The organism is Streptomyces sp. CA-294286 (assembly GCF_050947155.1).
GTDB lineage: Bacteria > Actinomycetota > Actinomycetes > Streptomycetales > Streptomycetaceae > Streptomyces.
The window spans coordinates 935,375-956,715 of record NZ_CP192005.1 but is presented as its reverse complement, the minus strand read 5'-3'; the positions used below and the strand labels follow the sequence as shown (position 1 = coordinate 956,715).

General features: G+C 71.3%; 17 protein-coding genes and 1 pseudogene. 10 read left to right on the top strand and 8 right to left on the bottom strand.

Going from position 1 to position 21,341, the window contains the following annotated elements; genetic code table 11:
• Positions 1-118: 118 nt before the first annotated feature.
• The 4 genes from eccCb to ACQPZG_RS08955 form a co-directional block, all read right to left on the bottom strand.
• Positions 119-4,093 (bottom strand): type VII secretion protein EccCb, encoded by a 3,975-nt coding sequence (gene eccCb / locus ACQPZG_RS08970; protein ID WP_433545305.1) that lies wholly within the window; start codon positions 4,091-4,093, stop codon positions 119-121.
• Between the two features lie 117 nt (positions 4,094-4,210).
• The gene (locus ACQPZG_RS08965) at positions 4,211-5,563 is read right to left on the bottom strand and encodes a MinD/ParA family protein (RefSeq protein WP_433545304.1); all 1,353 of its coding nucleotides are present in this window, start codon (positions 5,561-5,563) and stop codon (positions 4,211-4,213) included.
• Between the two features lie 80 nt (positions 5,564-5,643).
• On the bottom strand, positions 5,644-6,984 hold the full coding sequence (gene eccD, locus ACQPZG_RS08960; RefSeq protein ID WP_433549321.1) for a type VII secretion integral membrane protein EccD: 1,341 nt from the start codon (positions 6,982-6,984) through the stop codon (positions 5,644-5,646).
• Positions 6,985-6,995: 11 nt separating this feature from the next.
• Entirely contained in the window at positions 6,996-7,253 is a 258-nt protein-coding gene (locus ACQPZG_RS08955) for a hypothetical protein (RefSeq protein ID WP_433545303.1), read from the bottom strand.
• Positions 7,254-7,601: 348 nt separating this feature from the next.
• On the opposite strand from ACQPZG_RS08955, the gene ACQPZG_RS08950 reads away from it, so the two are divergent.
• The 7 genes and pseudogenes from ACQPZG_RS08950 to ACQPZG_RS08920 all read left to right on the top strand — a co-directional run bounded on the left by ACQPZG_RS08950 (position 7,602) and on the right by ACQPZG_RS08920 (position 12,421).
• Positions 7,602-7,934 (top strand): hypothetical protein, encoded by a 333-nt coding sequence (locus tag ACQPZG_RS08950; protein ID WP_433545302.1) that lies wholly within the window; start codon positions 7,602-7,604, stop codon positions 7,932-7,934.
• 21 nt (positions 7,935-7,955) lie between these two features.
• Positions 7,956-8,267, top strand: a complete 312-nt coding sequence (locus ACQPZG_RS08945; protein WP_433545301.1) for a pore-forming ESAT-6 family protein — start codon at positions 7,956-7,958, stop codon at positions 8,265-8,267.
• A 217-nt stretch (positions 8,268-8,484) separates the two neighbouring features.
• Positions 8,485-8,877, top strand: coding sequence for a DUF6507 family protein (locus tag ACQPZG_RS08940; protein ID WP_433545300.1), 393 nt, complete (start codon positions 8,485-8,487; stop codon positions 8,875-8,877).
• Positions 8,874-11,225: a hypothetical protein gene (locus ACQPZG_RS08935; RefSeq protein WP_433545299.1), complete on the top strand. Its 2,352-nt coding sequence runs from the start codon at positions 8,874-8,876 to the stop codon at positions 11,223-11,225. The genes ACQPZG_RS08940 and ACQPZG_RS08935 overlap by 4 nt, the downstream gene beginning before the upstream one ends.
• Positions 11,200-11,412 (top strand): annotated as a pseudogene (locus ACQPZG_RS08930) (pentapeptide repeat-containing protein); the annotation flags it as partial. The gene ACQPZG_RS08935 and the pseudogene ACQPZG_RS08930, both read left to right, overlap by 26 nt.
• A gap of 3 nt (positions 11,413-11,415) precedes the next feature.
• A complete protein-coding gene (locus tag ACQPZG_RS08925; protein ID WP_433549320.1) occupies positions 11,416-11,841 on the top strand; it encodes a pentapeptide repeat-containing protein in 426 nt (141 codons plus the stop codon).
• A 121-nt stretch (positions 11,842-11,962) separates the two neighbouring features.
• Positions 11,963-12,421, top strand: a complete 459-nt coding sequence (locus ACQPZG_RS08920) for a hypothetical protein (RefSeq protein WP_433545298.1) — start codon at positions 11,963-11,965, stop codon at positions 12,419-12,421.
• A 343-nt stretch (positions 12,422-12,764) separates the two neighbouring features.
• On the opposite strand, the gene ACQPZG_RS08915 is transcribed toward ACQPZG_RS08920, so the two are convergent.
• The gene (locus tag ACQPZG_RS08915; RefSeq protein ID WP_433545297.1) at positions 12,765-13,550 is read right to left on the bottom strand and encodes a VOC family protein; all 786 of its coding nucleotides are present in this window, start codon (positions 13,548-13,550) and stop codon (positions 12,765-12,767) included.
• A gap of 303 nt (positions 13,551-13,853) precedes the next feature.
• Between ACQPZG_RS08915 and ACQPZG_RS08910 the strand changes: the two genes are divergently transcribed.
• The gene (locus tag ACQPZG_RS08910; protein ID WP_433545296.1) at positions 13,854-14,684 is read left to right on the top strand and encodes a sulfurtransferase; all 831 of its coding nucleotides are present in this window, start codon (positions 13,854-13,856) and stop codon (positions 14,682-14,684) included.
• A gap of 199 nt (positions 14,685-14,883) precedes the next feature.
• On the opposite strand, the gene sepH is transcribed toward ACQPZG_RS08910, so the two are convergent.
• Positions 14,884-15,975, bottom strand: a complete 1,092-nt coding sequence (sepH, locus tag ACQPZG_RS08905) for a septation protein SepH (protein WP_433545295.1) — start codon at positions 15,973-15,975, stop codon at positions 14,884-14,886.
• A 530-nt stretch (positions 15,976-16,505) separates the two neighbouring features.
• Here sepH and ACQPZG_RS08900 point away from each other — a divergent pair.
• Entirely contained in the window at positions 16,506-17,429 is a 924-nt protein-coding gene (locus ACQPZG_RS08900; protein WP_433545294.1) for a hypothetical protein, read from the top strand.
• Between the two features lie 53 nt (positions 17,430-17,482).
• Here the strand turns inward: ACQPZG_RS08900 and ACQPZG_RS08895 are convergent, their stop codons facing one another.
• Together ACQPZG_RS08895 and ACQPZG_RS08890 are read right to left on the bottom strand one after the other, a co-directional pair.
• The gene (locus tag ACQPZG_RS08895) at positions 17,483-18,799 is read right to left on the bottom strand and encodes a D-arabinono-1,4-lactone oxidase (protein WP_433545293.1); all 1,317 of its coding nucleotides are present in this window, start codon (positions 18,797-18,799) and stop codon (positions 17,483-17,485) included.
• The gene (locus ACQPZG_RS08890) at positions 18,762-20,009 is read right to left on the bottom strand and encodes an MFS transporter (protein WP_433545292.1); all 1,248 of its coding nucleotides are present in this window, start codon (positions 20,007-20,009) and stop codon (positions 18,762-18,764) included. The genes ACQPZG_RS08895 and ACQPZG_RS08890 overlap by 38 nt, the downstream gene beginning before the upstream one ends.
• A gap of 171 nt (positions 20,010-20,180) precedes the next feature.
• Between ACQPZG_RS08890 and ACQPZG_RS08885 the strand changes: the two genes are divergently transcribed.
• Complete coding sequence (locus ACQPZG_RS08885; protein ID WP_433545291.1) at positions 20,181-21,341, top strand: ferrochelatase; 1,161 nt, start codon at positions 20,181-20,183, stop codon at positions 21,339-21,341.

Below are 21,341 nucleotides of genomic sequence, written 5' to 3'. Positions count from 1 at the left end.
CGGGGCTTTCCGGCGGCCCGGACGGGGCACAGTCCTTCGGGATGCGGCCGGGCCCGTACCCGGCCCGGTGCTCCGTGGTGTGCACGGCCGGACGCGTCCCGGCGTCCCGTACGACAGCTCAGCCACCCGCCCGCACCGTCTGGATCAGCCGCGCCGGCTCCCCGCGCCGCACCAGCACCCCGCGCCCCGCTGGCTGCGGGGACGCGTAGACGCCGGAGAACAACTGCCCCTCGCTGCGGTCCCCGGACATCACCAGGGCGGCGGCGCCGCTCTCGCGCAGGGTCTGCACCACCGGCTCGTACAGGCCCCGGGAGGCACCCGCGACCCGGCGGCTGAGGACGAAGTGCAGGCCGATGTCGGCCGCGGAGGGGAGGTAGGGCAGGAAGGCGGCGAGCGGCTGCTGGCCGGCCGTGGTCAGGATGTCGTAGTCGTCGACGAGGACGACGATGCGCGGCCCCGAACCCCAGTTGCCCGGCTCCGTCTCCTCGCTGTCGGAGGCCTCGTCGGGCATCCGCTTGGCGAGTTCGGTGGCGATGCCGCTGGACAGGGCGGAGCAGAGCTTGGTGTGGTACGCGTAGCCGCCCCGGTACTCCTCGGGGATCGCCCCGCGCAGCGAGCGCCGCGGGTCCATCACGGCGAACACCAGATCGTCCTCGCCGTACCGCTCGATCAGTCCCTCGGCGACGACGCGCAGCAGATTGGTCTTGCCGCACTCGCTGTCCCCCATGATCAGCAGGTGCTGGTCCCGGCCGAACAGGTCGAGGTGCACGGGGGAGAGGGCGCCCTGGTCCAGGGCGAACGGCACCCGCTTCGGCTCCGCGACCGGCCCCGGCAGCAGGTGTGCTTCCAGCAGATGCGGCAACACCCGTACCGGACGGGCGACTTCTCCCGCCCAGGTGGCCCGCAGGGAATGGGTGGCGCGCTCCAGTACGCCGCCCAGACCCGCGGTGTCGGGGGTGGCGTCCGCGCGGGGCAGAGCCGTCTGGGCGAAGAGCTTGGTGTCGGTGAGGATGCGCCCCGGCTCGTCGGGGGAGAGGGTCTCGGCGAGCTTGCGGTCGATGCTGGACTCGGACGGGTCGTTGAGCCGGAGTTCCACGCGCGTGCCGAAGGCGGACTGGGTGGCGATCCGCACGTCGTTCCAGCGGAGCATCCCGGCCACCACGTGGATGCCGTAACCGCTGCCCCGCTTGAGGAGGTCGGTGACCGCGTCGTCGAGTGCCTCGAAGTCGTCGCGCAGTGCGCCGAAGCCGTCGATGAGCAGCACCACGTCGGTGCAGGGCAGCTCCGGGTGGCGGCCGGCCGCGCGCAGGTCGCGCAGTTGCTCCACGGAGTCGATGCCGTGCTCCCGGAAGAGATCCTCGCGCTCGGCGAGCATGGTGCGGACCTCTTCGACCGTACGGGCGGCCCGCTCGCGGTCGGCGCGGCCCGCGATGCCGCCGACGTGCGGCAGCCCGCTCAGCGCGGTCAGCCCGCCGCCGACCAGGTCCAGGCCGTAGATGCCGACCTCCTGCGGGGTGTGGGTCAGCGCCAGGGACAGGGCGAGGGTGCGCAGCCAGGTCGTCTTGCCGGACTGGGGGCCGCCGATGAGCGCGGCATGCCCGCCCGCGACGGTGAGGTCCACGTACCACGGGCCCTGCCACTGCTTGGCCGGGTCGTCGAGCAGGCCCATCGGCACCCGCAGCGGACCGCGCCGCCGGGCGAGCTGGGTGCCGCGGGCGCCGACCTCCAGGGGCCCCGCGATCCGGTCCAGGGTGATCGCCTCGGGCAGCGGGGGCAGCCAGATGCGCCGGACCGGGTCGGCGGCGCCCGTCAACTGGGCGACCATCACCCCCAGTTCGGTGGGCCCGCTCTCCCGGCGGCGTATCGCGGGCTCCTGGGCGGCGGAGCCGGTGTCGGGTTCGCCGAGCGTGTTGAACGCCTCGTACCCCAGGGCGAGCGGCCCCGTCTCCTCGCTCTCCCGCAGCACCGGACCCCGGTAGGCCCCCGACACGTAGCCCGCCTTGAAGCGTTCGTACGCCGAGGTGTCGACCTTGAGGTAGCCGAAGCCGGGCAGTGGCGGCAGATGGAAGGCGTCGGTGGTGTCCAGCACCGTGCGCGACTCCTCGGCGGAGAAGGTACGCAGCCCGAGCCGGTAGGAGAGGTAGGTGTCGAGCCCCTTGAGCTTGCCGCCCTCGATGCGCTGGCTGGAGAGCAGCAGATGGACGCCGATGGAGCGGCCGATCCGCCCGATGGAGAGGAAGAGGTCGATGAAGTCCGGTTTGGCGGTCAGGAGTTCACCGAACTCGTCGATCACCACGAACAGGTGCGGCAGCGGTTCCAGGTCGGGGCGTTCGCCCGCGCGCAGCGCCGCGTAGTCACCGATGTCGGCGACGTGCCCCGCGTCCTTGAGGACCTGCTGACGGCGTTTGACCTCACCGGCGAGGGAGGCGTGCACCCGCTCGACGAGACCGACCTGGTTCTCCAGGTTGGTGATCACCCCGGCCACGTGCGGCAGTTCGGCGAACGGGGCGAAGGTGGCACCGCCCTTGTAGTCGATCAGGACCAGCGCCAGGTCCTCCGGCGGATGCGTGGCGGCCAGGGCCAGCACCAGGGTGCGCAGCAGTTCCGACTTTCCGGAGCCGGTGGCGCCGACGCACAGACCGTGCGGGCCCATGCCCAGTTCGGAGGACTCCTTCAGGTCGAGCAGCACCGGCTCGTGCGAGTCGCTGACACCGATCGGCACCCGCAGGAACGCGCGTTCACCGCGCGGTGCCCACAGCCGGTCCAGGTCCAGGTCGGCCACGTCGTCGACGCCCAGCAGACCGGCGAAGTCCACCGGCCCCGACAGCGGGGCGTCCGCCAGGGACTCGGCCGAGAGCCGCAGCGGGGCGAGCATCCGGGCCAGCCCCTCGGCGGCGGGCAGGCTCACCTCGTCGACCGTGCCGTGCGCGAGGACCGGTTCGGGCCCGCGCAGGTCCTCGATGGTCACCTCGTCGCCGTCCACGGTGATCCGTACCGACACCTGGCCCGGCTCCTGGACCCGCTCCGCCAGCAGATGCAGCACGCTCACCCCCATCTCGCGCAGGCCCACCGCCTCGTCCGGACGCGGCAGTTCCACCGCGTCCGCGCCGTACCCGTCGCACACCACCAGCAGCCGCGAGGTCATGGCCAGGGCGTCCTTGCCGGAGAGACCGCGACGCACCTCGGCGGCGTAGGACGCCCGGCGGCGCAGCGCATGGCCGATCAGGCGGGACAGCCGCTGCGGGGAGGACGCGATCCGCCGGGCGGCTACCGGACCGTCGAAATTGTCCGCGTCGAGCACGTGCGGCAGCCACTTGGTCCACTCCCAGTCCGACACCCGCTCCGGGGGGAAGGACAGGGCGAGTGCCACGTCGTCGGGCGCATGACTGACGGCGGTCTGCACGAGCAGGGCGCGCACCACTCGCAGGCAGTCCTCGCGCGGCCCGATCACGCTGATGTCGCCCGCCCGGTCGAGCGGGGCGGTCAGCGGGAGTTCGCTGCCGGAGGAGAAGCGGCCCATCAGCGCCGAGGCCTCGTTCAGCATGAAGCGGTCGGGCGGGGTGAGCACCGAGGACCCCTGTTCGGCCAGAGCGAGGTCCCGCACCGGCATCTCCCCGGCGCCCAGGCGCACCTGGAGGAAGTCGCTGTCCACACGGCGCCGCTCCCACAGCCGGGCAGGATCGCGCACCAGGTCGTAGAGGGCGTCCGGCGGCGGGTTCAGCACCCGGGCCCGCTCCCGCCGCTCGCGCTCCTCGCCCGCCAACTCCTCGCGCAGATCCTCCAGGTACTCCAGATAGGCCTCGCGCTGGGTGCGCCGGGTGCGCTGCGCCTTGCCCTTCTGCGAGAAGACCAGGGCGAGCGAACCGATCACGGTCACCACCAGGATCAGGGCCCCGATCGCCGCGAACTGGCTGTTGCGCAGCACCGTCATCATCACCACGGAGGACATCACGCCCGCCACCGGCAGCAGCGAGGTGGCGATGTTGCCCATCTTGCCCTCGGGCAGGTTGGGCGGCGCCTCGATGCTGCGGGCGGGGGTGGCGACGGGCGGACGGGTGGTCCTGGCGGGGCGGTGGATCAGTCGGGTGGTCATCGTCGTCCGGTCCTGGTCGTCGTCATCGGGAGGGCGGTCCGGTCCTGGCTCGGCGTCGGCCTTCGGCACGGTGCGGACGCCGCCCCCGGGCCCGCCCCGGTGCTGCGTCGGCCCCGGTCAGCGCCGGCTCTGGGAGAGCTGGAGGACGTCGGCGGCGATCCGGGTGGCGGCCTCGCGGGTGGAGCGGGCGAGCAGCTCGGTGCGGATGGCCCCGCCGCCCGCCAAGTGCCTGTCGTGGGGCAGGTGTTGCACCCGGACGCCGAGCTGCTCCAGCTCCTCGGTGACCCGGCCGGTGTCGACGCCGGCGTACGGCATGGGCTCGGTGAGCACGACGACCGTGTTCGCCACCACGTGCGGGGGCAACGTCGCCATCCACCGCAGTACCGAGTGGGTGCTGGCGACGCCCTCAAGGGTGGCGGGCGCCACCACGACCCGCGCCTGGGCGGCGGAGAGTGCGGTACGGGCCACCTCGGCCGGCAACGTCTCGCAGTCCACCACGGTGACCCCGAAGTAGCGGCGCAGCGAAACCATGACCTTCTCGTACGTCGGGGTGTCCAGCATCGCCCCGACCTGACCCCGGCTGCCCGGCAGCAGCCAGGCGTTGTCCGGCAACTGCACCAGGTACCCGGTCACGTCCAGCAGCGACATCTGCGGCTGCACGATCCGCGCCAGGTCCCCGGCGGTCCAGCGCAGCGACTCCACCCCCAGCCGCAACGGCAGCGTGCCGAGCGCCGGATCGGCCTCCAGGACCAGCACCGGGTCCTGCCGGTAGTGCGCGTACGTCGTTCCCAGCAGCGCCGCGACAGTGGTCTTGCCCGCGCCGCCCCTGATCGACGTCACCACGATCTGCCGACCGGTGGTCACCGGCTGCTGCAACGCCTGCGCCGTTCGCGCGGCCGACGCCACCTCGGCCGCCGCCGAGGACGCCACGGTCCGCCGTACCGCCCGCAGCGCCCGCCCGAGCAACGGCTCGCCCCGCCGTGGCTTGCGCCCGGCTGCGGCCAGCGCCTTCTCCACGGCGGGCCGGGACTCGGGGGTCGGCGGATGCGGCTGCGGGACGTAACGGGTGGCCTGGTTCTGGGCGTGCGACAGGGGGCTCTGGGCGGGGGCGGCCTGGGGCACGGGCACGGGGTCCGGCACGGCCCCGGCGGAGGGGCTCGGAGCCGCACCCTTCTGGCGCGCGGGGCTTCGGGCGTACGTCGCCGGGGCCGGCGGCGCGTCGACGGCGGGTCGCGCGTCGGCGGCGGGGCGCGCGTGGGTGGGGGCGGCGTCCGTGGGGGCCGTGCCCGGGTGGGCGGAGCCCGTCGGCGCTGTGCCGGTGGGGACCGTACCGGTGGTGGTCGTGTTCGCGTGCGTCGAGCCCGCTCCGGCTCGCGACGCCTGTTCCGGGCCGGGCGGGGTGGTCTCGCCCGTACCGCTGCCTCTCAGGTCGCGCAGCACATCGCCCTGCCAGTTGTTGCCGTTCGGCATGTCCGTCCTTCTCCCCGCCGCCGCTGGTGTCCTGCCATCGATGTGACCCCTCCCGGAACCCGCTCCGGACGGGGCCGATGTCAAAACCTGTCCAGCAGTTGCCCGTAGATCCCGAAGACGCCGACGGCCAACGGGAAGAGCGCCACCACGCCGATCGATTCGACCAGGTCGGCGATCCTGCGCAGCCGTACCCGCACATGCTCCGGCGGCTGCACCGTCAGCACGAGCAGCGGCAGCACCGCACCCGCGCACAGGACCAGCAGCGGCCCGGCCCCGTTCGTGTGCTGCATCCAGAGCATCACCAGCCGCACGGCCAGCACCCCGGCGGCGACGAACAGCACCACCACCTCGGCGACCAGCGGGAAGGCCCGAGCCCTGGAGAGCAGGACCAGAGCCGTGCACACCGCGAGGAGCACCGTCCAGTACGTGGGCCGCGCGGCCAGCGTGAGCAGCCAGCCGGCTCCGGCAGCCGAACCCGCCAGCACCACGGTCGCCAGCGCCAGACCACGATGGGTGGCGGCCAGCGCACCGGCCACCTGGTGACGGCTGACCGAACTGCCCGCCGAGCGCCGGTCGTCCAGAGCCGTCAGCCCCGACGCCATCAGCGCCAGCCGCGGCAGCAACCCGAGCAGCACCACGGACACCACGGCCATGACCGCGCCGAGCCTCGCCGGATCCCCCTGCACCGCCGCGACGGCCTGCCAGAGACCGGTCGACACCGCGGCCGCCCCGGCCCCGACGAGACCGCCCCGCCCCAGCGGGGAGAACATCCCGAGCAGCAGCAGCGCGACCACCAGCGCGACGGCGGACAGCGCGAGCCTGGCCGTCCCTCCCCAGGCGTACGCGTCCGCCGCCGTCCAGGCCGCCAGCACGCCGAGCACACCGGAGGTGACGAGCAGCGCCGTCACCAGCCCCTTGCCGCCCTTGCCCGTCCTGCCGACCACGGCACCCACCACGGCGAACAGCGCGGACGCGCCGACCAGCACCCCGGCTACCGGCTCCGGAGCGAACTCGCCCCTCGCGAGCAGCGCCGCGATCACCGCGAAGACGACCGTGGCCACCCCCGCGGTGAACCGCCGTGCCGCGGGCCGCCAGCGCCAGGCCCGCAGATCCAGGTCGTCGGCGACCTCGTCGGTGACGTCGTGCACGATCGGCGCCGGGGGTGCGGCATGCGCACGTACGAGGCGCAGCACGGCGCCGTCCGCGATCCGCGCCGAGGCCAGGGTGCTGTCCGGCGGCAGCACGCCGCCGTCGGCCGTGACCAGTTGCCGGGTCATCGGCCGGGACGCCGTCCGGTCGTCGAGCAGGTGGAGGATGTCGGGCAGCAACTGGCCGATCGGGGTGTCCGAGGGCAGGACGGTGTCCGCCCGCCGCCGCTCGCCCACCAGGGTCACCCGGCTCAGCTGCGCGCGGGAGGTCATTGCCGTGTTCGTCACCTGAACTGCTGCTCCTGCCGCTGCTGTTGCTTCTGCTGCTCGGCCTTCTGCTGGGCGAGGGTGTGCTGGATGAAGGACCAGCCGATGCAGCCCGCGCACAGTACGGCCGCGATGACGATCCCGGCGAACACCTTGCCCAGCCGCTCGTCCGCGCTGCGCCGGGCCCGTTGCGCACCGAAGAGCAGGGCGTCCCGCAAGCGGCGTCGGCGTACCGTCACGGACTCCAGCAGCTGGCTGTCGTAATCCCTGGCCATGCAGCCGCCCCGCCCCGTTGCAGAATCCTTTCACTTCGCCTCTGCAACATAAATCATCTGTGAGTGCGCCGTACAACGCGGGGGCGGCGAGATCAGGCAACACCCCGCACGGTCTGCACATTTCGGACCGCCGGGGTGCTCGTGTGCCCGTCCCGGCGGGATACGCTCGCGTGGCGCGCATCACCGACTTCCGTTCTGCAAGGCATCGCATAGGGTGGCGGCGGCATGCGAGTGTGATCACCGCCCATGTGGCACGAGTGACGTGTGTGCCATGCGTGACAGGTGAGGGGGCGCACACGGCCCCGCGGTGATCCGCGCGATCGACGAGTGCACGGGGGAGATTTTCCGATGAAGTTCGACATGGGATCCACGGTCCTCACGGGGCTGACGAAGAACTCGCAGGCAGCGAGCATGGATCTCGGCACGCTGATCCAGCAGCTGATCGCCGCGGCGGAGCCGCTGGAGGGCCGCTTCAACGGCGCGGGCAAGGTCGCCTTCGACCGGTTCAAGGCCAACTCGGACGAGATCACAGTGGCGCTGAACAGCTCGCTCTCCTCGATCCTGGGCGGCCAGTCCGGTATGGACAGCGCCTTCACCTCGGGACAGGGCGAGACCGCGGACAACGCGCGTTCCACCATGGCCGCCGCCAACTTCGACGCCGCCCGCTTCGGCGGCCGCTGACCCACGGGGAGAGAACTCGACATGGCCGGCAACACCGACCGCAACAGCTACGACACCTCCGCCTCCTCGGACGCGCAGCTCAACATCCAGGCCGTCATCGGCCGCCTCGAACAGGTCATCAGCGACCGCGACCGGCAGGTGAAGGCGGCGATGTCCGACTTCCAGGCCGACGGCGTCTCGGACGAGTACCACGGCAAGGAACTGCGCTGGAACCGTGCCTCGAACGAGGTCCGCTCCATCATCCGGCTGCTGAAGTCGACGCTGGAGAAGAACGACGGCACCGCGCAGCAGACCCTGTCCAGGGCGAAGGCAGCCGTCGACAACATCGGCTGAGGAGGGACGGGGCGGCCACGGGCGTGGACCTCGCCCTCACCACGGTGACAGCTGCGGCTGCACGGTGGCGGGGCTCCTCGGCGCCGGGGCTTTCGGGTTGCCGCGCTCCGCTGTGCCGGGTGTGTCGTACCACGTAGCCGTAGCGCCAGGGCACGCAGAAACGTATCGGCAGATCGGGCGGCGGCGGATTGCCGCTGCCACAGGGGGTTGTGGGGCAATGACGGCGTGGGACATCACGTCCTCGGACGTACGGAGGGTGTTGGAAGACACCCGTAGGACCGCCTTGTCGATGGGCACGACCGGCGCGGCGCTCGGCAAGACGGTCGAAGGGGCCGGCGAGGCCGCCGGCACCGTCAAGGAAGGCGCCGTCCCGGGGGACAACACCCAGGGCCTGGTCACTTCGGCCCTCAATGAGTACATGGAGAAACGTCAGAAGGACTTCTTCTTCCTGGCGCTGCGCTCCCATGCCTCGATCGTCGGCGCGCGGCAGGCCACCGAGGCGTACGACAACGGGCAATTGCAGATGGCCGCGACAGAGCAGGGCAAGGCGTTCGACGACCCGGACGTACAAGCCGCTCTGGAAGAGGCCAGGAAGCGGGCCCGCCAGTGAGCGACTCCACTCCCGTCCCCGCGGCAGGCGTCCCACAGTTCACCGGGAATCTCGCCACCCTGGAACGGCACATCACCGCCCTGCGCAAGGACGGCACGAAACTCGCCACGCAGGGGAAGAACACACATACGACCTTCCAGGGGCTGTCCGCCTACTACAAGGCCCCTGAAGCGGACCGGCTGTTCGCCACGACCACGCCGGTCTCCACCACGGCCCACGACATCGGCGCCGACATGGGCACCATCGCCGACGCCCTCGACACGTACGCCACCGAGGTACGCCCGCTGGCCAAGCGGCTGGCGGAGCTCAAGGCGGACGCCCAGTCCTTCGCCAACGCGGCCGCGGCCGACGACACCTGGCGCGAGGACGGCGACAAGGTCGAGGAGAACAACGAGCGGCGCGACGAGATCTCCCGCACCCTCGAAGCGTTCTGGACCGCCGAGATCGAGTGCCACTCCAAGATCGTCAAGCTGGTCAACGGCAAGACCTACTCCCTCAACGACGGTTCCAAGAGCGACCACCTCTACGGCTACCGGGCCGACGACCTCAAGGGGGCCGAGGGGCTGCCCTGGGGCGACCCGGTCGTGGAGTCCGTCCGCTGGTACCAGGCATACGAGCACGTCGCCGACTTCGCCACGGGCGTCGTCGTCGACGGCGTCTGGGGCACCGTCACGGGTCTGGGCACCCTGGTCGGCGTGGACGGCTGGGACGCCGCGGGTGAAGCCTGGACCGGTCTGGCCAAACTGGCCACCGGGGTCGCCGTGATGGCGGTACCGGGCGCATCTCTGGCGTTGTCCCTGCAGGGCGGCGAGGAGGCCCGCCGCTGGGTGAAGGACTCGCAGACCGCCCTGAAGGAGACCGGAAAGGCTCTGGTCGCCTGGGACCAGTGGGGCTCGAACCCCGGCCGTGCTGCGGGCTTGGTCACGTTCAACGTCGTCACCACCGTCTTCACCGGCGGTGTCGGTGCGGGGGTCAGCGGCGCCGGCAAGGCGGGCGCGGTCGCGAAGGCCCTCTCCGTCGCAGGCAAGGCGGGCCGCGTCATCGACCCCACGACGTACGTTTTCAAGGCCGGTGCCTACACCGGGATCAAGATCAGCGACTTCTTCGGGAGCCTGAAGAATTCGAAGCAGGTCGACGTCGGTCTGCCGCCCGGCACCATCGAACTTCCCGAGGGCACCCTGCGCAACGCGGACGGCACGGTAACGCTCCCCGCCGACGCCACACCCCCCAAGGGGGCCGTCGAACAGCCCAACGGCACCTACACCCTCACCGACGACGCGGTCCCGGCAGGCTCCCTCAAGAACCCGGACGGCTCCGGCACCTATCTGACCCCCAGGGGCGACGTCATCAACGGCAAGGGCGAGGTCCTTGCCCGCGTCGAGGACGCTCCGGGCGACGTGGTCGATACTCCGGCGACGCGCGCTGAGGCCCCCGACACCCCGTCCCGCGCGGAGACCCCCGCCCCCGAGCGGGTCCTCGTCTCGGTCGGTGCGGACACGGTGCGCGCCACGCCAGGCAGCACCGGACAACTCGGCGACATGGCGCGCCCAGGCGACAACGCGCCCGACCACGCCCCCCGTATGGGCAACGAGACCTCGGGCGGTGCCACTCCCGGAGGCGCCGGAGCCACGAATCCTGGCGACGCCGCAGACCGGGGCGGTGCCCGCGATCTCCCGGGCAACGGCGCGGATGAGCTGTCCCGCGGCGGACCCGGCGGACCCGAAGCGCCGGGTGGTGGGCCGCGGGGCGACGGGCAGGGCGGGGGCCCTGGTGGTGGAGAGCCAGATGCTGTTGGCCGCGCGGACGACAGCACCTCTAGGCACGAAAATGATTCTGTCCACACTGGGCCTTCCCCAGCTCTGTCCCCCGAAGAGCAGGCAGCACATGCCCAGCATCTGCAAAGCATCGAAGAACAGTTCGCGGACGACTTCGACGTGCTCAAGCAGGATCCGGACCATAAGGGGAAGGTGAAGCCGTCCGAGATGGACGAAGCCCGCCTGGCCCTGGACCTTCGTGAACAGGCCAAGGTTCCATCCGACATCCAGCGGCCTCCGGAAGCCAACCAGGGGGACCTCTACTCCCCCAGTACTGGAGTCTTTTACGACATCAAGGGCGTGCACTCCGACTGGCCGCCGCTCAACAACGCGCGCGACAAAACCCTCCCCTTCAAGGGCGCGTATGATCCAGGAAACAATCAGCAGTGGGTGAAGAAGCTGAGAAACCAGATCGTCAACAGGAAGCGCGTGGTGATCCTCGATACGCGAAACGCAAATCAGGCGGCGATCGACGACCTCAAGGCGATAGCGGAACAGAACGGCTGGAGTGATCGAATTGTCTGGTACCCGTAGCCGCGAACGGCACGTTTCTTCCTTTCCTGCTGACCCACAGGCTGCCTCTGTTCTTAGCGAATGGGCAGCGCACGACAGCTCGCTGCTGGACGCCGCAGGATTGGACCTCCGAGGTGCAGATCTGTCGGGCACCGACCTCGCCAACGGATTGCTCACGGAGGCTTGTCTTCACCGAGTGGAGCTTTCCGGAGTGGATCTCTACAGGTCGCACCTCGAAGGAGCTGACCTCCGTGGGGCGAAGCTGGTCGGCGCAATTCTGGTGAAGGCCGTTCTGGATGAATCCACTCTTGTCGACGCGAACTTCGACGAAGCCGATCTCGGAAGCTCCGAGATGTCCGATGTTGACGCTAGCGGCGCAAGCTTCCGAGGAACCAAGTTCGACGGTGCGGGGATGCTCGATGTAGACCTGCGGGGCGCAGACCTCTCCCGTGCAAGTGTCCAGCAGACGACGTTCCAGGTCGTCCTGGACGAATCGACAGTTGTCCGGGGCCTTGCAGGAACAGTGTTCGGCCCGGCTTCACTCGCTGAAGAGGGAGGGTTGCGTGTACTTACCGCAGCAGAACTGGAGGCCTGGCTCCGTTCCCGAGGCGCGGAAGTCCGAGTCCTGAACCCGTAGGCATGGTGCCCGCCTGACGGTGGCGTTGCCTGCCTGGCTCGGGGCCGCGGGTAGCCCGTCGAGTGTCTATTTCGAGTACCTACGCCGGTGCGAAGCGGCGACTTACCAGAAGGTTTCGATAATGGCAGGGAGCACCCCTGAACCCGGTCTGGAGCAGTGGGCTGAGGAAGGGCGTACGGCCATCGCCGATTTGGCGGATATGATCGGGGTTCCTGCGCACATCTACAACGCGGATCCGACTACCCTGGTCCCTGCCCTGCAGAATTATGTATCACGACTTCCGTTCGGTGATTTCAAAGAGTCCGACTGGGTTACAGTGCACAGCGACTTGATTGCTTACGTGGCCGATTATCTTATTCGCAAGCACGGTGCGTGTTGGGCCACAGCTCGCGATACCGGTGTGCCTAAAGGATATCGATACGTCGTCGAAGCGAATGGGTGCGATGGAGAGATCCATCGGGTCGACCCTGCCGATGTCGTGATGAAGGAATTCGGTAAACTCCCCATTGAAATCACTCGAATGTTGGCGAGTGCAGAGCTGACCTTGCGTTTGACGTCTGTAGTCGAGGAATCCGGTTAACGTATGGGTGGTCCAGGTATTGCCCCAGAACAGGGATTCGGACCACTGGGCCTACTCGTCCCGCCAGATCCGCGACCACCCACGCAAGTTGCGCAAGCGTGGCATGTGCGCGGTAGTCCCGGTCCGGGCTGACCAGCAGACAAGCCGGAAGCGGCCCGGACACGCCGGCGTTCTCCGACGGCGATAACAGTGATCGGAAGCTATGGAGTTGATTCGTTCGTGAGGCAGCGAACGCGACAGCCGCCGACTGACCGCGTGTGATGCCGACCGACGAGACGCGCGACCAACCCCCGACAGCCCGGGTCCCGGCGGTGACGTCACACCTCCGCCGGGCCCCTCGACGTCAAGCCCCCGCCGCTCCCGTCGTCCGTACGATCGTGAACACCGCGCCCTCCGGGTCCGCCACGAGTGCCTGGCGTCCGGTCACGCCGTCGCGCGGGGGTTTGAGGACGTGGCCGCCGAGGTCGGTGACCAGGCGGGCCGCCTGGTCGGTGTCCTCGACCTCGAAGTACGTCATCCAGTGCGCGCCCCGGTCGAGCGGCAGCGCGTTGCCCACCCCGTGGAGCGAGGCCACCGGCCGCCGACTGATGAGCAGGGTGGTGAAGTCGAAGTCCGCGGAGAGCACCGGCTCCGCCTCGTACCCGAAGACCGACTGGTAGAACTTCACGATGCTGGACGTCTCACGGGTCACCAGCTCGTACCAGGCGGGCGTTCCGGGCACTCCCACCACGGTCGTCCCCAGGTGGGCCGCGGCCTCCCAAAGTCCGAACACCGCGCCCGACGGGTCGGCTGCGATGACGAGTCGCCCGGCCTCGCCCGCGCGCAGCGGGCCGACCGCGACGGTGCCGCCGCTGCTGGTGACGTGCTGCGCGGTCAGCCCCGCGTCCTCGGTGGCCAGGTAGGGGGTCCAGGCGGTGGGAAGATGCCGTCCGGGTGGCAACTGCCCTATGCCGGCCACGTCTTTGCCGTCGAGCAGGGCCCGGACGTACGGTCCGAGTTGCTCGGGACCCGGTCGGAACTCCCAGCCGAACAGGGCCCCGTAGAACTCCTGGGTGGCAGGTAGCTGATGCACCATCAGACTCACCCAGCAAGGGGTGCCGGGTGTGTGCCGAGCGACAGCCTCGGTCATCGTCTCTTCTCCTCGGACCATTCGTGGTGGCCGTGCGGGATCGTGGGGCGCGCACACCGTTGTGCGGTACGGATCCGTGCCCTGTCCAGATGCTTGCACCGTACGGTGCGCGGTGCGCCCCGGCCGCGCCGCGCGTCCCATTGCGACCTCGTTACGGGGCGGCCCGCCTGCGGTACGGGAGGGTCCGCTTCTGAGGGGAAACAGTCGCGTCCGATCAACTCCGGTCAATAGTGGTTGGTCTGTGCGCGGACGACCGCCCGGCACCGTGACGGGCCGGGCGGAGGCTGCGCGAGGATGGCAGTCATGAACCCCATCATCTCCGCGGCAGACCTCGCGAGCGAGTCGGCCGGACCGCGCCCGCCCGTCCTCCTGGACGTCCGTTGGCAGCTCGGCGGGCCGCATCTGCGACCCGAGTACGAGGCCGGGCACCTGCCGGGCGCGGTCTTCGTCGACCTCGACGCCGAGCTGGCCGCACCGCCCACCCCGGGCGGCGGCCGGCACCCGCTGCCCGACCCGGAGGCATTCGGCGCGGTGATGCGCCGGGCCGGAGTGTCCCGGGACAGCCCCGTCGTCGTGTACGACGGGGGGCTCGGCTGGGCCGCGGCGCGCGCCTGGTGGCTGCTGCGCTGGACCGGGCACCAGGACGTACGGGTCCTCGACGGCGGGCTGGCGGCCTGGCACAGGGAGCTGACCACGGACGTGCCCACCCCGGCCGAGGGCGATTTCCGGCCGACTCCCGGCGGCGTGGGCCTGCTGGACGCGGACGCCGCCGCCGAACTCGCCCGCGAGGGCGTCCTGCTCGACGCGCGAGCCGCCGAACGTTACCGGGGCGACGTCGAACCCATCGACCGCGTCGGCGGCCACATCCCGGGCGCGGTCTCCGCGCCGACCAGTGGGAACGTCACGGCCGACGGCCGTTTCCGCCCCGCCGTCGAACTGACGGAGCGCTTCACCGCCCTGGGAGCCGCGGACGCCCAGGCCGTCGGCGTGTACTGCGGCTCCGGGGTCTCGGGCGCTCACGAGGTGCTGGCGCTGGAACTCGCCGGCATCCCGGCGGCGCTGTACGCGGGATCGTGGTCCCAGTGGTCCTCCGACCCGTCGCGCCCGGTGGCCACGGGACCGGAACCGCAGTAGGCCACGGCACCGGGGAGGGCCCGTACACAGTGTGTGCACGGGCCCTCCCCGGGTGTGCGTACGGGGACTCGCCCCCACGCCGTAGACGGTACGGGGGACTCGCCCCCACGCCGCAGACGGTACGGGGGACTCGCCCCCACGCCGTAGAACGGTCTGCTTCCGCTTGGGAGGCAGCGGGGCCCGGCGGCCCCTGGGTCGTCTACTCCTGCTTCTTCCGGCGCGTGCCGAAGACGATCTCGTCCCAGCTCGGCACCGCGGCGCGTCGGCCCGGACGGACCCCGTCCGCCTCCGCCTGCCGGTCCGTGGTACCCACCAGCCGGTCCCGGTGGCCGGCGACCGCGCGCGGCATCAGTACGTCCGCGTACGCGGCTCCCGCGCCCGCGGACGCCGCGGGCGCTTCCTCCGGAACGGCTTCCGGCTCGTCCAGCTCGATCGGGGACGGCGGCTCCGGAGGCGCGGGCGGAGCGGGACGCTCCGGTACCACCAGGTCGCCGCGGAAACTCGGCACCGCCTCCAGCAGGCTGGTCAGCGAGTCACGGTCGCTTCCGGCCTCGTCCGCCTCCCGGACCGGCGGCACGGGACGCTCCAGCTGCCGGTCCAGGGCGCGGTCCAGCGGCCTTTCCAGCGAACGGTCGAGGGCGCGGTCCAGCGGCCGGTCGCGCGGCAGGCGTGCGATCCGGGGGACGAACGGGAAGCTCGGCTCGGGTGCGGCGGGGATGTCGTCGCTCTCGCCGATCAGCGAGCGCGCCTCGTCGTCCACGGCCGCGACCAGCCGGCGCGGCGGGTCGTAGGTCCAGCTCGCCGAGTGCGGTTCGCCCGCGACCCGGTAGACGAGGAGGACCTCCCAGGTGCCGTCGTCACGGCGCCAGGAGTCCCACAGGACGGTTTCCTTGTCGGCGCCGCGCAGCAGCAGCCGTTCCTGCACGGCCTCGCCGAGCTGGGGTCCGGCGTTCTCGCCGGGGCGGCGGACGGGAGTCTTCCGGGCGCGTTCGGCCATGAACGCGCGCTCGGCGAGCACGGGGCCCTCGAAGCGGCGGACCCGGTCGACCGGGATTCCGGCCATCTGGGCGACCTCTTCGGCCGAGGCGCCTGCTCGTATCCGCGCCTGGATGTCCCGAGGACGGAGGTGGCTTTCCACCTCGATCTCGATCTGGCCGAGACGGGCGCGGTCGTTGCGGACGGCGGCACGCAGTCGCTCGTCGATCGGAAGCGTGTACTCCGTGCTGTCCGCAGCCTTCAAAACCAGCCGTGTGCCGTCGTTGCTGACGGCCACGACACGCAGTTCGGGCATGGGGACCTCCCGGGTGGTGCCTGCCGACGTCACGTGCGTCGCTGCTTCCGCTAGTCGAGTGTGGCCTGCCCGGGTGCAGCCTGCCACTACCTTGCCGTGTTGCCCGGCGTGTCGGGCGTTGCGCCCTGGTTCGCCGTTATGGCACGGTGACCTGTTGTCGACGCAAAGTAACCAGTGGTCACCCTGTGTAGCAGGTACCCGTTCGATGCCGTGGCGCCGCCGGTGCGAGTGCCCTTCGGCCCCCTCCCGATGGTCCGGACACCCATGGGGGAGACCGGATCCAGGGCTCGCCACAGTACTCCATTCGGGCCACATGGGTGGACCGGCGCGCCTTGGAAGTTCTCCCCGCGAAACGGGAGTCGTCGGCTCCCGCGGGGTGGAACCCCATGAGCCCCCTTCTGCCCTGTCGAGGGGGTCATGACGCGGGTGCGTGTCCTGATTCACAGAAAGATCAGAAGTGGAACTATCCACTTCGCCCAAAAGTCTCTAGTTGGTGCAAGGCGGAACGGATATGCAAACAAAGGCTGGAGATGTACAAGAAGCTGGATACCGATGCAGAACCGACGAAACGCCGCATTGACCTGAGCGTGGCGCAGGTCGCCGGCAGCGCGGTGGCCGCCGTGGTCGCGGCCGTGCTGGCGTCCCAACTCGGCGTGTACGGAACGGTCATCGGCGCCGGTGTCGTCAGCGTGGTCGCCACCAGTGGCGGAACGATTTTCCAGCATGTCTTCAGGCGCACCGGCGAGCAGCTCCGCGAGGTCACGGTGCACGCGAAGCCGAAGGGCCGCCCGTCGCACGTCGACGACGCCACGCGCGTGCTGCGCACGGTCGAGGTCCCGGCAGGACTGGGGGAGGGCCAGCTGCCCGGGGGCGGGGAGTTCACCGAGGCCACCGTGCACGGCTCGCGCAAGCGCGGGTGGAAACGATCGGTGCTCGCGGCGGCGGTGGTGTTCGCGGTGGCCATGGCAGGCATCACGACGTACGAGCTGATCGCCTCACCGCTGAGCGGCAACAGCAAGCCGGCGATCGAAAGCGTCTTCAGGGGCGGCGGCGAGAAGAAGACCCCGCCCGCCGAGCAGCCCCCCGCCACCACGGGCCCCGACCGCGGGACCTCCGGCACCGGGGGAACCCCGGATCCGGGCGCCGGCGAGCAGAGCCCCGACCCGGGTACGGCGACCGGCGGGCAGACCCCCGACCCGGGCGCCACCACCACCCCGGACCCCGGCGGAAGCGACGGATCCGCCACGGACGGCGGCGGGACGAAGCCGCCGCCCACACCGCCCGCCAAGGAGACGCCGGGCGACGGCGACCGCGCGGACTCCGGGGGCACGGACGGCAACAGCGGCAACGACGACGGCACGGACGGCGGGAACACGGACGGCACGAGCGGCCAGAACGGCGACCGACAGCTCCGTGACGCGCCGCCCGCCCCCGGTGCCACCAGCGCCCCGTGACGGAGCGCAGGACCCCGTGACGCCCCGTCGGCGGGCACTTCCCGCGGTGCGCCTCAGTCGCCCAGTACGCGCCGCAGGTAGTCGTTGCCGAACAGACGGTCCGGGTCGAGGCGGTCGCGCACCGCGGTGAACTCCGCGAAGCGGGGGTACGCGGCCGCCAGGTACGCGGCGTCGCGGGTGTGCATCTTGCCCCAGTGCGGGCGACCGCCGTGCGCGGTCATGATGCGCTCGACGGCCGCGAAGTAACCGCGGTAGGGAGCGCCCTTGTACATGTGGACCGCGAGGTACGAGGTCTCCCGGCCGGACGCGGTGGACAGCGGGATGTCGTCGGCGGGCGCGGTGCGCACCTCCACCGGGAAGCTGATCTTCAACGGCGACCGCTCGATCATCGCCCGCACCTCGCGCAGCGCCGCGACGGTGGCCTCGCGCGGGATCGCGTACTCCATCTCCACGAAGCGCACCCGGCGCGGGCTCGTGTAGACCTTGTACGGGATGTCGGTGTAGGTCCGCGCGGACAGGGCGCGGCTGGAGACCTTGGCGATCGCGGGGACGGTGCGCGGGACGGCCCGGCCCAGGGAACAGACCAGCTGGAAGAGACCGTTGGACATGAACTCGTCCTCGATCCAGCCCGCGACCCTTCCGGGCGGGGCGGCGGGGCCCAGGCTGCGGTTGTTGCGCTTGGTGTTGCAGTTGCCGGTGTGCGGGAACCAGTAGAACTCGAAGTGCTCGTTCTCGGCCACGAGCGCGTCGAACTCGCCGGTGACCCGGTCGAAGCCCATGGGCTCCTCGCGGGCGGTCAGGAAGAAGACCGGCTCCACGGCGAAGGTGAGCGCGGTGAGGACGCCGAGCGCGCCGAGCCCGACCCGGGCTGCCGCGAAGACCTCCGGGTTCTCCTTCGCGGAGCAGGTCAGGATCCGCCCGTCTGCGGTGATCAGCTCAAGCGCCACGATCTGGGCGGCGAGTGAGGCCGAGGTGCGGCCGGTGCCGTGGGTGCCGGTGCTGGTGGCGCCCGCGACGGTCTGCTCCATGATGTCGCCCATGTTGGTGAGCGACAGGCCCTCGCGAGCCAGCGCCACGTTGAGGCGCTTGAGCGGAGTGCCCGCCTCCACGGTGACGGTGCCCGCCTCGCGGTCGATGTGGCGGATACCGGTGAGGAGGTCGGGGCGGACGTGCACGCCGTCCGTGGCGGCGACGGCGGTGAAGGAGTGGCCCGTGCCCACGGGCTTCACCCTCAGCCCGTCGGCCGCGGCCCTGCGTACGGTCTCCGCGAGTTCCTCGACGGACGAGGGGGTCACCGCCCGCGCCGGGCGGGCGGTGACGTTGCCCGCCCAGTTATGCCACGCGCTGCTCGTCTTCGTGGTGTCGCTCATCGGCGCCGTGCCCTCCCCGAGTCGGTGCCGGCCTGCCCAGCCGGCGGTACCCCAGGAACGCCGTCGCGGCCGCGACGGCCCCCGACACGACGGGCACCACGTACGCCGCGTCGGCCCCCATCCCGTCGATCGCCCAACCCGCGGCGGAGGAACCGATCGAGATACCGACGGCGAGACCGGTGCTGGTCCAGGTCATGCCCTCGGTGAGCCTGGTGCGGGGTACGTGCTGTTCGACGAGGGCCATCGTGGTCACCATCGTCGGTGCGACGGCCAGGCCCGCGACAAAGAGCGCCACGGCCAGGAACGGCAGGTTCCCGGCCAGTTGGAGGGGGATCATACTCACGGCCATCGCACACACCCCCAGCAGCCACCGCTTCGTGACCGAGCCCGTGAGGTGCAGCAGCCCGAACACCGCCCCCGCCAGGCACGATCCGAGCGCGTACGCCGCCAGGACCAGACTCGCCATCGCCTTGTGGCCCTGCTCCTCCGCGAACGCCACGGTGACCACGTCGACGGACCCGAAGACCGCGCCGGTGGCGACGAACGTGGCCACCAGCACCTGCAGCCCCCGGGACTTCAGCGCCGAGCCGCCCCCGCCGCCCGGTTCGCGCGGATGCGGAACGGGTTCCGTGGCCCGCTGAGCGGTCAGCCAGAAGACGCCGACCAGCAGGAAGACGCCCGCGACCAGGGGGCCCGCCTCCGGGAACCAGGCGGTGGACAGGCCGATCGAGACGATGGGCCCGAAGATGAAGCAGATCTCGTCGGCGATCGACTCCCAGGAGTACGCCGTGTGCAGCTCGCGCGGCGAGCCCCGGTGGAGCGCCGCCCAACGGGCCCGGACCATCGACCCGACGCTGGGCACCGTGCCCGCGCCCGCCGCGCACACGAACAGCGTCCAGTCGGGCGTGCCCTGCTGGGCGCAGATAAGGAGTCCGGCGACCGCGACGACGGCCACCAGCGTCGCCGGGCGCAGCACCCGGCTCTGCCCGTGCCGGTCGACCAGCCGGGAGATCTGCGGACCGAAGACGGCGGCCGACATCGCGAGGGTCGCCGCGAGCGCCCCCGCGAGCCCGTAACGGCCGGTGAGCTGGGAGATCATGGTGACGATGCCGATGCCCATCATGGACAGGGGCATCCGGCCGAGCAGGCCGGCCGCCGAGAAACTCTTCGTTCCCGGGGTGGCGAAGAGGGCGCGGTAGGGACTGGGCAAGGAAGTGCTCCGCCGATCGGGCGCGCGCGGGGGACCGAGCGTCACACCGCGGGTGAATGGTCCGTACAGGTTACGTAACGGAGCCGTGGAGCGGCACGAGGATCCACGGCGCGCGCGGACGCGGCACGTGCCGGACGCGGCGTTGTCGGAGGCGGGTGGCAGGATCGGTACATGCCTGATCAGCTCGATGCAGTCACCGACACCACCGCGCACGACGCCGCTCCGTACGACGCCCTGCTGCTGCTCTCCTTCGGCGGGCCGGAGGGCCCCGACGACGTGGTCCCGTTCCTCCAGAACGTGACGCGCGGCCGGGGCATCCCCGAGGAACGCCTCAAGGAGGTGGGGCAGCACTACTTCCTCTTCGGCGGCATCAGCCCGATCAACGAGCAGAACCGCCACCTCCTGGACGCCCTCCGCGAGGACTTCGCCGCACACGGGCTGGACGGACTGCCGGTCTACTGGGGCAACCGCAACTGGGCCCCGTACCTGACCGACACGCTGCGCGAGATCACCCGCGACGGCCACCGCCGCGTCGCCGTCCTGGCGACCAGCGCCTACGCCTCGTACTCCGGCTGCCGCCAGTACCGCGAGAACCTCGCCGAGTCGATCGCCCTGCTCCAGGAGGAGGGCCTCGTCCCGCCGCGCGTGGACAAGCTGCGGCACTACTTCAACCACCCCGGATTCGTCGGCCCCATGGTGGACGGCGTCCTGAGGTCCCTGGCGGAGCTGCCCGAGGAGGTGCGTGCGGGCGCCCACCTCGCCTTCACCACGCACTCCATCCCGACCGCCGCCGCCGACACCTCCGGCCCGGCCGAGGCGCACGGGGAGGGCGGGGCGTACGTCGCCCAGCACCTGGACGTCGCCCGGCTGATCGCCGACGCCGTGCGGGAGGCGACGGGCGTCGCCGACCGCCCCTGGCAGCTCGTCTACCAGTCGCGCTCGGGCGCCCCGCACATCCCGTGGCTGGAACCCGACATCTGCGACCACCTGGAGACCCTGCACGGCGAGGGCGCTCCCGCTGTCGTCATGGTCCCCATCGGCTTCGTCTCCGACCACATGGAGGTCCTCTACGACCTCGACACGGAGGCCACCGCCAAGGCGGCCGAACTGGGCCTGCCCGTCGCCCGGTCCGCGACCGTCGGCGCGGACCCGCGGTTCGCCGCCGCCGTGCGGGAACTGCTCGTGGAGCGCGCCGCGTCCGAGCGCGGCCGTACGGTACGGCCCTGCGCCCTCGGCGCGCTCGGCCCCAGCCACGACCTGTGCCCGGTCGGCTGCTGCCCCGCGCGGGCCCCGAAGCCCGCCGCCGCGGGGGCCGACAGCCCGTACGCCTGA

Bases quoted from the DNA above. Each gene is read 5' to 3' on its own strand.
- ACQPZG_RS08920 (WP_433545298.1), top strand. From the start codon at position 11,963: ATGGCAGGGAGCACCCCTGAACCCGGTCTGGAGCAGTGGGCTGAGGAA.
- ACQPZG_RS08900 (WP_433545294.1), top strand. From the start codon at position 16,506: ATGTACAAGAAGCTGGATACCGATGCAGAACCGACGAAACGCCGCATT.
- ACQPZG_RS08950 (WP_433545302.1), top strand. From the start codon at position 7,602: ATGAAGTTCGACATGGGATCCACGGTCCTCACGGGGCTGACGAAGAAC.
- ACQPZG_RS08955 (WP_433545303.1), bottom strand. From the start codon at position 7,253: ATGGCCAGGGATTACGACAGCCAGCTGCTGGAGTCCGTGACGGTACGC.
- eccCb (WP_433545305.1), bottom strand. From the start codon at position 4,093: ATGACCACCCGACTGATCCACCGCCCCGCCAGGACCACCCGTCCGCCC.
- ACQPZG_RS08945 (WP_433545301.1), top strand. From the start codon at position 7,956: ATGGCCGGCAACACCGACCGCAACAGCTACGACACCTCCGCCTCCTCG.
- ACQPZG_RS08885 (WP_433545291.1), top strand. From the start codon at position 20,181: ATGCCTGATCAGCTCGATGCAGTCACCGACACCACCGCGCACGACGCC.
- ACQPZG_RS08895 (WP_433545293.1), bottom strand. From the start codon at position 18,799: ATGAGCGACACCACGAAGACGAGCAGCGCGTGGCATAACTGGGCGGGC.
- ACQPZG_RS08940 (WP_433545300.1), top strand. From the start codon at position 8,485: ATGACGGCGTGGGACATCACGTCCTCGGACGTACGGAGGGTGTTGGAA.
- ACQPZG_RS08965 (WP_433545304.1), bottom strand. From the start codon at position 5,563: ATGCCGAACGGCAACAACTGGCAGGGCGATGTGCTGCGCGACCTGAGA.
- ACQPZG_RS08910 (WP_433545296.1), top strand. From the start codon at position 13,854: ATGAACCCCATCATCTCCGCGGCAGACCTCGCGAGCGAGTCGGCCGGA.
- ACQPZG_RS08915 (WP_433545297.1), bottom strand. From the start codon at position 13,550: ATGACCGAGGCTGTCGCTCGGCACACACCCGGCACCCCTTGCTGGGTG.
- sepH (WP_433545295.1), bottom strand. From the start codon at position 15,975: ATGCCCGAACTGCGTGTCGTGGCCGTCAGCAACGACGGCACACGGCTG.
- eccD (WP_433549321.1), bottom strand. From the start codon at position 6,984: ATGACCTCCCGCGCGCAGCTGAGCCGGGTGACCCTGGTGGGCGAGCGG.